This window comes from Amycolatopsis oliviviridis, from assembly GCF_014654365.1.
In the GTDB taxonomy this organism is placed as follows: Bacteria; Actinomycetota; Actinomycetes; order Mycobacteriales; family Pseudonocardiaceae; genus Amycolatopsis; species Amycolatopsis oliviviridis.
Map to the genome: position 1 here is coordinate 709,498 of NZ_BNAY01000005.1, position 10,373 is coordinate 719,870.

11 protein-coding genes are annotated in these 10,373 nt (G+C 70.6%); 5 read left to right on the plus strand and 6 right to left on the minus strand.

The annotated features are described in order from the left end of the window. Positions 1-3: 3 nt before the first annotated feature. Positions 4-615 carry a TetR/AcrR family transcriptional regulator gene (locus IE302_RS25060; protein WP_191256888.1) on the minus strand — a complete coding sequence of 204 codons (612 nt, stop codon included), beginning with the start codon at positions 613-615 and terminating at the stop codon, positions 4-6. A gap of 94 nt (positions 616-709) precedes the next feature. Here IE302_RS25060 and IE302_RS25065 point away from each other — a divergent pair, with 94 nt between their 5' ends. Then, positions 710-1,363 (plus strand): HAD family hydrolase, encoded by a 654-nt coding sequence (locus IE302_RS25065; RefSeq protein WP_191256889.1) that lies wholly within the window; start codon positions 710-712, stop codon positions 1,361-1,363. Here IE302_RS25065 and IE302_RS25070 read toward each other — a convergent pair. Next, positions 1,299-1,544 (minus strand): hypothetical protein, encoded by a 246-nt coding sequence (locus tag IE302_RS25070; protein ID WP_077241208.1) that lies wholly within the window; start codon positions 1,542-1,544, stop codon positions 1,299-1,301. The two genes, IE302_RS25065 and IE302_RS25070, sit on opposite strands and share 65 nt — an antisense overlap. 131 nt (positions 1,545-1,675) lie before the next feature. Between IE302_RS25070 and IE302_RS25075 the strand changes: the two genes are divergently transcribed. Beyond that, on the plus strand, positions 1,676-2,062 hold the full coding sequence (locus IE302_RS25075) for a cold-shock protein (protein ID WP_007033367.1): 387 nt from the start codon (positions 1,676-1,678) through the stop codon (positions 2,060-2,062). Positions 2,063-2,147: 85 nt separating this feature from the next. On the opposite strand, the gene IE302_RS25080 is transcribed toward IE302_RS25075, so the two are convergent. From IE302_RS25080 to IE302_RS25090, 3 genes are read right to left on the minus strand one after another with little or no spacing between them, the layout of a single operon-like run. Then, on the minus strand, positions 2,148-2,612 hold the full coding sequence (locus IE302_RS25080; RefSeq protein ID WP_191256950.1) for a DUF2771 family protein: 465 nt from the start codon (positions 2,610-2,612) through the stop codon (positions 2,148-2,150). 53 nt (positions 2,613-2,665) lie between these two features. Continuing rightward, on the minus strand, positions 2,666-4,603 hold the full coding sequence (locus tag IE302_RS25085) for an MFS transporter (RefSeq protein WP_191256890.1): 1,938 nt from the start codon (positions 4,601-4,603) through the stop codon (positions 2,666-2,668). 51 nt (positions 4,604-4,654) lie between these two features. Then, positions 4,655-5,425, minus strand: a complete 771-nt coding sequence (locus IE302_RS25090) for a glutaminyl-peptide cyclotransferase (protein WP_191256891.1) — start codon at positions 5,423-5,425, stop codon at positions 4,655-4,657. Positions 5,426-5,474: 49 nt separating this feature from the next. Here IE302_RS25090 and IE302_RS25095 point away from each other — a divergent pair, with 49 nt between their 5' ends. Continuing rightward, on the plus strand, positions 5,475-6,557 hold the full coding sequence (locus IE302_RS25095; RefSeq protein ID WP_191256892.1) for a DUF3027 domain-containing protein: 1,083 nt from the start codon (positions 5,475-5,477) through the stop codon (positions 6,555-6,557). After that, complete coding sequence (locus IE302_RS25100) at positions 6,547-9,357, plus strand: sacsin N-terminal ATP-binding-like domain-containing protein (protein WP_191256893.1); 2,811 nt, start codon at positions 6,547-6,549, stop codon at positions 9,355-9,357. Before IE302_RS25095 ends, IE302_RS25100 begins: the two co-directional genes overlap by 11 nt. 88 nt (positions 9,358-9,445) lie before the next feature. On the opposite strand, the gene IE302_RS25105 is transcribed toward IE302_RS25100, so the two are convergent. Continuing rightward, entirely contained in the window at positions 9,446-9,673 is a 228-nt protein-coding gene (locus IE302_RS25105) for a DUF2530 domain-containing protein (protein ID WP_191256951.1), read from the minus strand. An 80-nt stretch (positions 9,674-9,753) separates the two neighbouring features. Between IE302_RS25105 and IE302_RS25110 the strand changes: the two genes are divergently transcribed. Continuing rightward, the coding region (locus IE302_RS25110) for a solute carrier family 23 protein (RefSeq protein ID WP_191256894.1) at positions 9,754-10,373 on the plus strand (620 nt) is incomplete at its 3' end.

Consider the following 10,373-nt stretch of genomic DNA (forward strand, 5'->3'; position numbering starts at 1 on the left):
GTGTCACTCCATTGTGGACGAATCGGTGGTCAGCGCCCGGACGGACGGCGCCAGCACGGCGACGACCGAGGCCGCCGCCTCGTCGGCCGAATGCGTCGGCATGACGAGGTGGGACAGGGAAAGCCGCACGACGGTCTCCGCCAGCAGCGCGGCGGATTCGGGGGAGAGTGCCGGCTCGAACTCGCGGTACTGCCCGGCCGCGACCTCGGTGGCCGCGGTCAGGATCGGTTCGCCCTTGGTGGTGAGCAGGGGAAGGAGGTCCTCGCCGGCTCCGGTTCCCAGCGCGGCGGCGACCAGACGGTTCTCCCGCGCGTGTTCGATGGTGTAGACGACGGCCTCGCGGATGCCGTCGAGCAGGTGCGGCGCGTCCTGGACGCGCAGCCGGATGCCTTCCAGGAACTCCGACGTCGTCCGGAGGACCACGGCCTCGGCGAGCGAGGCCTTGTTGCCGAATTCGTTGTAGACGGTCTGCCTGCTCACCCCGGCGCGCGCCGCGACGTCCGCCATCCGCAAGGCCGTGAAGCCGTGTTCGGTGAGCAGCTCGGTGGCCGCGTCGAGCAGTGCCTCCCGCAGAGAGGCCTTGGTCCGATCGGAGAAGCTCGTGATCTCGCCCACATTCCCAGCTTGACACAGATCGTGTCCATGTCAAAGGCGTTGACGAGAACCCATCCTATGTAAATCAGTCGGTGGCGGCGGCTACCGTGATCTCGTGGGCATCACCGTGGGGTTCGACCTCGACATGACACTGATCGATCCGCGGCCGGGCATGGTCGCGGTGATGAACGCGCTCGGCGTGGAGTCCGGCCTGCCGCTGGACGGCGAGTTCTTCGCGGCCAACCTCGGCCCGCCCCTCGACGACAGCCTGCGCGGCTTCGGGGCGCCGGAGGAGCGCATCCCCGAGCTGGTGACACGGTTCCGCGCGATGTACCCGGAGACCGTCGTCCCGGTGACGGTCGCGCTGCCCGGCGCGGCCGAAGCCCTGCACGCGGTCCGCGAGGCGGGCGGGCGCACCGTCGTCGTCACCGGGAAGTACGGGCCCAACGCGAAACTCCACCTGGACGCCCTCGGCATGGAGGTCGACGTCCTGGTCGGAGAGCTCTGGTCAACGCAGAAGGCCGCCGCGCTCACCGAGCACGGCGCCCAGGTCTACGTCGGGGACCACCTCGGCGACATCCGCGGCGCGCTCGCGGCCGGGGCGGTTCCCGTCGGTGTCACGACGGGCCCCTGCACGAAGGACGAGCTGCTCGCGGAAGGGGCCGACGTGGTGTTCGACTCCCTGACCGAGTTCCCCGCGTGGTTCAGCTCTTTCGGCGAGCTTCGCGCACCAGGGCGATCAAGCCGAGAGCCAGACCCAGCGGGGTGACGACGCCCGCCGCGGCGGACAGCCACACCGGCAGGTTCTCCAGCCCGGCGGCGAACATGACGAAAACCGCTGTGACGGCGATCATGCCCAGCGCGAAAAGGCCGATGCCCACGCGCATGAGGATCGGTTTCCGGGGCTTTTCGGGGACGGCCACAGCGGCCTCCTTAACTGCGGTCTCCATGAAGCAGAGGGTATCCGCCGGTATCCGCTTCTCCACAGGGCATGTGTCGAGATACGCTTATGCGACGCGCGCCCTGGGTACGCCCCGGGCGCGTTCGTTGTGAGCAGGACAGCAAAGGATTGGTGAGGGAAGTGCCGACCGGCAAGGTCAAGTGGTACGACGCGGAGAAGGGTTTCGGTTTCGTCACCCAGGATGGGGGCGCCGACGTCTACATCCGTAAAGCCGCGCTGCCGCAGGGCGTCGAAGGGCTCAAGGCGGGCCAGCGCCTCGAGTTCGGTGTCGCCGACGGCCGCCGCGGCCCGCAAGCGCTCTCCGTCCGGCTGCTGGATCCGCCGCCCTCGGTCGCCGAGGCGCGCAGGCGTCCGGCCGAGGAGCTGCACGGGCTCATCGAGGACATGATCAAGCTGCTCGAACTCAAGGTGCAGCCGGATCTGCGGCGCAACCGCTACCCGGACCGCAAGCACACCAAGCAGATCGCCGAGATCATGCGCGCCGTCGCCCGGGACCTCGATCCCTGATCGGCGGCCCCTCGGCAAGCGCTATGAAAGGCCCCTTCATCGCAAAATTTGCGATGAAGGGGCCTTTCATGTCGTCTGGTGAGTCTCAGACGGCCGGTGCCTCGACCTGCAAAGACCAGATCGCCGTCGTGACCGCCTCCGCGTCCTCCGGACGCCCGGTCTGGCTGATCACCGAAGCCTGCGCGACCTCGACGACGAGGATCTGGTCGTCGGGTCGCGGCGTCGTCACGGTGTAGGCGAACCGGTCCAGCGACGTGATGATGTCCTGCTTCAGTTCCTGCGGCTCGCCCTTCGCGTTCACGTACTGCACCGTGACCTTCCACGGCGTTTCCGCGATCGCGCTCGGCACCGAGATCTGCACCGGCTTCCCCGGCCGGACGCGCAGCTTGCCCGTGGATTCGGGCCGGGTGACGCACTGCGAGCTCTTGACGTCGCAGGACGCCAGCGGGGCGACGTTCACCGTCTTCCCGTCGGCGAAGAAGGTCACCTCTTCGGGCCCGGGGGCCGAACAACCGGCCACCACGAAACCACCCGCCGCGAGCAGGGCCAAAATACGAAGTCGCCGCATAGGGTGCAGATTACGAGCCCGGCCGCCACCGGGAGTCATCGGCCTGGCGAGGGGATGGGCGATTCGCTGGTCGGCTCCGGGCGCAGCGGCCGGTCGCCGCCGAGTCCCGGGACCAGCGAGGTGCCGCGCCGCACCAGGAACGTCTGCGTGAACCCGACGGCCAGCAGGATCGACAGCACCAGGAACCCGATCCAGTACGTCGGCGGCAGCAGCAGGCCGACGGCACCGCCGAAGCACCAGCACATCTGCAGCACGGTCTCGGACCGGCCGAACGCCGACGCGCGCGACTCCTCCGGGAGGTCTTCCTGGATGACGGCGTCGAGGCTGATCTTCGCCAGCGCGCTCGCGGTCGCGCCGACGAGCGCGACGATCGCCGCCGTCGCCAGCCCGGCCGCCACGGTCGCGATGATCGACATGCCGAGACAGGCCCCGACGCAGGCCAGGATCACCTGATCCGGTTTGCCGAAGTGCAGCCGTGAACCCAGCGCGTTCCCGAGGAACCCGCCCGCCCCGGCCGCGGCGCCGATGACGCCGAGCAGCAGCAGCTGGTTGAACGGGCTCTGCCCGCTGCCCTCGGTCTGCGCCTTCACCGCGAACGCGGAGAACATCATCAGGAACCCGGTCAGCACCCGGACGGAACCGTTGCCCCACAGCGAGACGACGATGTGCCGCCCCATCGGCTGGCGCTGCTTCTTGACCCGCCGTTCCGGATGCGCGGACAGCGACGCCGGCACCTCGCCCTCGGTCACCTCGACCCAGGACGGGATCCGCATCGACTGCACCGCGGCCGCGACGCAGATCGCCATGGTGAACCACAGCGCGCCCTGCGAACCCCACAACGCGTTGAACCCGCTGGCCAGCGCGCCGAACACACCGGCCGCGACCAGACCGAACACGGTGAGCCGGGCGTTCGTCTTCGACAGCGTGATCTCGGGTGGCAGCACCCGTGGGGTCACCGCCGATTTGAGCACGGTGAACGACTTCGACAGCACCATCATGCCCAGCGCGGCCGGGTACAGGAGCCAGTCGTCGAAGTGCAGCGCCATCACGACGGCCATCAGCGCCTGCCCCGCCGAGGCCACGCACATCGCGAGCCTGCGGCCGCGCTGGATCTTGTCCAGTGCCGGGCCGATCACCGGCGCGACCAGTGCGAACGGGGCGATCGTGATGAGCAGGTAGAGCGCGACCTTGCCCTTGCTCTCCCCGCTGGTGGCGGCGAAGAACAGCGTGTTGGCCAGCGCGATCGCCATCGCGGCGTCGCTGGCGTAGTTCAGCATCACCGCGTACGTCAGCGACGTCAGGCCCGACTTGTCGGCGCCGTCCGCTTTCGTCGCGCGCTGGAACGCGTCGACGGCCTGCCCGGTGAGCTGACGGCTGCGCATCGCCGCGACCCGGGTTACCGTGATCTTCTTCGGCATCTTCGGCAGGGAGCCGGCGCGCGGCGGGACCGCGGTGGTCGGGTGTTCCTGCTCGGGCTCCGGCACCTCACGCGGTTCGCCCGCGTAGCCGCCGGTGTCGTAGTGCTCGTACTCGCCGCTGCCCGGCGGTTGCTCGTCGTAGAACCCGCCCGGACGACGCCGGACGGGTTCGGTCTGCCGCTGCGAAGGATCCGGGTACGGCCGCGCGCCGCGAGGAGGCGTTTGCGGTGGCCGGGGCGGCGGCGGTGGCTGATGCTGATGGTGCCCCATCGGGATCGCGCCGGTGCGCGCCTCGTCGGCGGTCGGCCCGGCCGGTTGTGGCTGGTACCGCGGCTGAGGTGGGGGCTGATACTGGGGCTGCGGGCGGGCCGCGCGCGGCGGGGGCGGCGGCACCGGCTGCTGTTCGACCCTGGTCGGTGGGGGCGCGGACCAGCTGCGTGCCTGCGGAGCGCCGGGCTCCGGTGTCCACTTGCGCTTGCTCTTGCGGCCGCGCTCCTTGCCCGGCCGGCCGGAACGCGTGCCGTCGGGTCCAGAGTTCGAGCCGAAGATTCCCACGAGTCAATCCTGCCTTACCCGGGGGCCGCTTCGCGCGCTCACCACTGCTTTCTAGGGGTTCGCGACGAATTTCACCCGGAACATCTTGGGCCAGAGCTTGCCGGTGAGGAGGAACTCGTCGGTCCCCGGCACCGCCGCGATGCCGTTGAGGACGTCCGCGGAGCCCCGTTCCCCGGGAGTGAGGAGCCCCGAAGCGTCGATCTCGCCGGTGACCCGCCCGGACGCGGCGTCGATCCGCAGGATCCGGTCGGTCTGCCAGACGTTCGCGTACACCGAGTCCCCGACGCATTCCAGCTCGTTCAGCTGGTCACGCCCGACGTCGACGCCGCCCGTCGGCGCGAAGGACACGGGGTCGCGGAAGGTCAGCTTCGCCGAGCCGTCGCTCATCACCAGCTGCCCGGTGCCCTCCCGGTGGCACAGGCCCCAGCCCTCGCCGGTGTAGTTCACGCGCCGGCGTTCGGCCAGGGTCTTGGCGTCGCGTTCGATCGCGACGCCGTCCTGCCAGGTGATCTGCCAGACCGTCGGCCCGAGCACGGTGATGCCCTCGCCGAACAGTCCCGGCAGCTCCTGCCGGACCGACGGCGCCGCGCCCGCGGGCCCGGCCCGCATCGACGACTTCCCGACCAGGCCGGTCCCCTCGTACAGCGTCCCGCCGGAGAACTCGAGGCCTTGGGTGAAGGCACCGGGATCGTGGGGCAGTGTCGAGAGGACCTGCACCTTCAGTTTCTCCGGAGCGGGCGGCGCGGCGTCGCTCACCGGCGCGGCGGCGCAGCCACCGAGGACGGCGGCCAGCAGGAGCGAGGTGGTCGTCAGCGTGCGCACGCGGACAGCCTGACACGGACCGCGATATCGCGTGCGGCAGAATGGGGGCATGACCCTGCTGTTGACCCTGGACGACGGCTCTATCCAGCGCAAACTCGCCGAGGCGGTCGATCTGGCCCGCGCGGCGGTGCTGGAGGACGCCGGTGCCGAACAGGTCGGCGCGCACGTCGGCGTGGACCGGGAGGACGCGGTTTCCGCGAGCCACCTGTTCGAGGCGACCGTGACGGGGTATCGCGGCTGGCGCTGGTCGGTGACGGTCGCGCTCGCCGGTGAAGACGAGCCGGTGACGGTCAGCGAGGTCGTGCTCATCCCGGGTCCGGACGCGCGGGTCGCGCCGGCGTGGGTGCCGTGGGACCGCCGCGTCCAGGCGGGCGACCTCGGTGTCGGCGACATCTTCCCGGTGGAGAAGGACGACCCCCGGCTCGCCCCGGCGTACCTGGAGTCCGACGACCCCGCGGTCGAAGCGGTCGCCAAGGACGCCGGTCTCGGCCGGGTCCACGTGCTGTCCCGGCACGGCAGGCTCGACGCCGCCGCCCGCTGGCACGGTGGCGAGTTCGGCCCGCGTTCGGACATGGCGCGCAGCGCGCCGGACGTCTGCGGGAGCTGCGGGTTCTTCGTGTCGCTCGCGGGGTCGCTCAGCGCGGCCTTCGGCGCGTGCACCAACGACATCTCCCCGGCGGACGGCCACGTCGTCGACGTCGAGTACGGCTGCGGCGCGCATTCCGAGATCGAGGTCGAGGTGACCTCGTCGGTGCCGGTGGCGGAACTGGTCTACGACGACTCGCTGATGGACTTCGAGCCCGCGCCGGAGACGCCCGCCGAGCCCGAGCCCGCCGCTGCCGAAGCTCCCGCGGTCGAGGCTGCCGAGGCTGTCGAGGCCAAGGACGAGGCTGCCGAGCCCAAGGCCGAAGCCGCTGAAACCGCCGAAGTGGTCGAGCCCGAGACCGCGGAGCCCGCCGAGGCCACGGTCGTGGACGAGTCCGAGGCCCCGGTGGCCGAGGTGCCCGAGACCGCCGAGGTCCAGCCGGAGGTCGAGCCCGAGGCCGCCGAGCAGGCGACCGCCGAGCCCGAGACCAAGCCGGAAACCGCCGTCGAAGCGCAGGCCGAAGCCGAAAGCGCCAGTGAGCACTGACCCGTTCGGCACCGAGCGGTTACGCGCCGCCGTCCTGCGCGCGTGGGCGGATTCGCCGACGCGGTTCACCGAGGACACCAACACCGAGAACGATCTGCGCGTCGGTGGTTACCGGGACCGGCTGTTCGTCGAGCTGGCGCAGAACGCCGCCGACGCCGCCTTGGCCGCCGGTGAGCGTGGCAGGCTCTGGGTGTCCGTTGTGGACGGTGAGCTGAGGTTCGCGAACACGGGCGCGCCGCTGGACGCCCGCGGTGTCGAATCCCTTGCCTCCCTTCGTGCTTCCGGCAAGGGCGAGGAGACCGTCGGCCGGTTCGGCGTCGGGTTCGCCGCCGTGCTCACGGTTTCCGCCGAACCACGGATCGTCTCGGCGACCGGCGGGGTCGCGTTCTCCGCGGAACGCACGCGGGCCGAAGCCGGTCGCACCGGCGACGTTCCCGTACTCCGGCTTCCGTGGCCGGTCGGCGACGGCGAACCTCCCGTACCCGAAGGCTTCGCCACCGAGGTCCGGCTTCCGCTGCGCGAGGGTGTCGATGTCCCCGCGCTGCTGGCGGATCTGAAGAACGACATCGGCGATCTCCTGCTCACGCTGTCCTGGCTGGAGAGCATCGAGATCGAAGGTGGCGCTTGGCGCCGCACCGATCTCGGCGACGGCGTCGTCGAACTCTCGTCGCCGGACGGTTCCGCCGAGCACTGGCAGGTCCATCGCGGCGACGTCGTCTGGGCCGTCCCGCTGGACGCGTCCGGTTCGCCGAAGCCGCTCGGGGACGATGTCCTGCACGCGCCGACGCCCACCGATGACGAGCTTTCCCTGCCCGCGCGGCTGATCGCGACGCTGCCGATCGAGCCGTCCCGCCGTCGCGCGCTGCCGGGGCCGGATCTGACGGTGGCGCTGAAGAACGCCGCACGCGAGTACGTCGCTCTCGTGTGCTCCTTGCCCGCCAAGGAACGCCTGACGCTCGTGCCCGGCGCGACCTTCCCGCGTTCCACTGTGGACGGAACACTGCGGGAAGCCATCCTCGAGAACCTCGCCGAGCTGCCCTGGCTCCCGGCGCAGGAAGGCGACGACTTGCCGGGCCGCCGGGCGCGGGTGCTTTCGGTGGACGTGCCGGGGCTCGCGCCGCTGCTGGCCGATCTCGTGCCCGGCCTGATTTCACTGTCCGGTGTGGACCTTCGCGCGGTCGGCGCGCAGTCGCTTTCGCCCGCCGAAGCCATCGAACTGCTGACCGGCGCCCAGCGTGAACCCTCCTGGTGGCGTTCGCTCTACGACGTCCTGCTCCCGGCGCTCGAAGCGCACGACCTCACCAAGGACGACCTCGGCGCCCTGCCGGTGCCGATGTCGGACGGCCGCACCTTGCCCGGCGTGCGTGACGCGTTGCTCGTCGGCGGCTCGGCTGAACTGCTCGAACTCCTGTCCGATGTGGACATCATCGGCCTGCGGCTCGTGCATCCGGCCGCGGCGCATCCGCTGCTGGAACGCTTGGGCGCCAAGCACGCCGAGGCGAGCGACCTGCTCGAAGCCGACGCGCTGAGTGCCGCTGTCGAGCGCAGTGCCGAAGACGTCCGGTCCGGTTTGGACGGTATGGCGCTCGCGGGCGCGGTACTCCGCCTGATCGCCGAGGTCGGCGACGAGGCCCCCGAATGGGCGGGCGCGCTGGCCCTGCCGAGTGAGGACGGCTGGCGGCGCGCGGACGAACTCGTCCTGCCGACGTCGCCGCTGGGCGACATCTTCGACCCCGAGGTGTTCGAGGAAGACGGCGCTTTGTCCGTACTGGACGAGGAATTCGCCGAAGACTGGCCGGTCGCCACGCTTGTCGCGGTCGGCGTTCTCGATTCGTTCGCCGTCATCACCGACGACGAACCGCTGGAGCCCGAGCACGGCCTGCCCGAAGAGCACGACTGGTGGGACTCGCGGGAGCGGCCGCCGTCGCGAGTGCTCGCCGTGCGCGACCTCGACCTCGTCGGCGACGACGCCTGGCCGGAAGCGCTGCGCCTGCTCGCGGCCCGTCCCGAAACCTGGCGCGCCCTCACCGAACCCGGCGGGCACACCGGCTGGTGGCTCGCGCGGTACGCGCTGCTGGACGGGCACGCGCCGCTCGATTGGCGTATGCCGGAAGCGGCCGCGTTGACCGGGCTTTACGACGTCGTCCCGGATTCGGGACTGAGCAAGGAAATCCTGCTCGCCGCCGGTGTCCGGACCGAACTGGGGACGGACGCCGAAGACGTCGAGGATCTCCTGGATCGGCTGGGCGATCCCGAGCGCGAGGTGAGTCCGGGTCTCGCTTCCCGCGCGCACGCGGCGCTCGCCGAGTACACAGTGGACGTTCCGGCGCCGGATCGCGTCCGTGCCGCGGACGGTTCGGCCGTCGACGCCCGCGACACCGTCGTGCTCGACGTGCCCTGGTTCGCCGCCGTGCTGGCGCCGGAACGGATGGTCGTCGCGGCGAGCGGCGCCGTCGCGCTGGCGGAGCTGCTGGACCTGCCGGTGGCGAGCGGTCTCGACGCCAAGGTCACCGAGGACGGCGAGTACGTGCCGTGGACGGAGCTGTCCGCGCTCCGGCTGGCGGCCGATCAGCTGGGTGTCGAACTGCCCGAGGGCGGAGTGCTGCTGCACGAGGCGCTGACGGTGACTTTCGAGGACGCGGAGCACGACGTCGCGTGGTGGTCCGACGGCAGGCTGCACGCCGCCGACACCCCGGAAGGCCTCGGGCGCGCCTTCGCCTGGGCCACGGACCGGTGGGCCGACCGCCACGTCCTCACCGCGCTGCTCGAAGACCCCTCACCCTCGGCGCTCCTCAACTGACGCGTTTCGTCCTCTGAATGCGGTAGTTGCACACGCAAGTACCGCATTCAGAGGACGAAACGCGGGCTACCGAAGTCGCTGAGCGCTTTTACAGTCGTTGAGCGCTCTTCGAGCCACGCCGGGCGGCGGCACGCTGCCACGCGATGATCGCGAGGCCGATGAAGCCGAGCACGAGGCCGGCGAACGACGTCTGCACCCAGATGCCGTCGGTCACAAAGAACAGGACCACGGTCGCGACCGCCCAGAGCGCGGTACCTACGATCACGACCGGCGTCAGGTCGGTCAGCCGCTTCGGCAGCTCCGGCGTTGGCCGCAATGAACCGTTTACTTCCCCGGAATTGATCGATTCGCCCACGTGGGGAAGGGTACCCGGCAACGGGCGAAGGGTGGTACGCGATGGCGGAGCAGCGCACCCGGTCCACACTGGACCGGTTCTTCAAGATCAGCGAGCGCGGCTCGACACCGGGGCGGGAGATCCGCGGCGGCGTCGTCACGTTCTTCACGATGGCCTACATCGTCGTGCTCAACCCGCTGATCATCGGCAGCTTCTCCGCCGACGACGCCGGCGCGCACAAGGACGTCCTGGGCAACATCCTCCCCGTACCGCAGGTCGCGGCGGTGACGGCGCTGGTGGCCGGGGTGCTGACCATCGTCATGGGGCTGGTCGCGAACTACCCGTTCGCCATCGCCACCGGGCTCGGCATCAACAGCCTGATCGCGGTCACCTTCGCCTCGCAGATGAGCTGGCCCGAGGCGATGGGCCTGGTGGTGATCGAGGGGCTGGTCATCGTCCTGCTGGTCTTCGCCGGGATCCGGACCGCGGTGTTCAACGCCGTGCCCGCGCCGCTCAAATCGGCCATCGCGGTCGGTATTGGCCTGTTCATCTGCCTGATCGGCCTGGTCGACGCGGGTTTCGTCCGCCGCGTCCCGGATGAGGCGAAGACGACGGTGCCGGTCGGGCTCGGCATCGACGGCTCGATCGCGTCGTGGCCGACGCTGGTGTTCGTCGTGGGCCT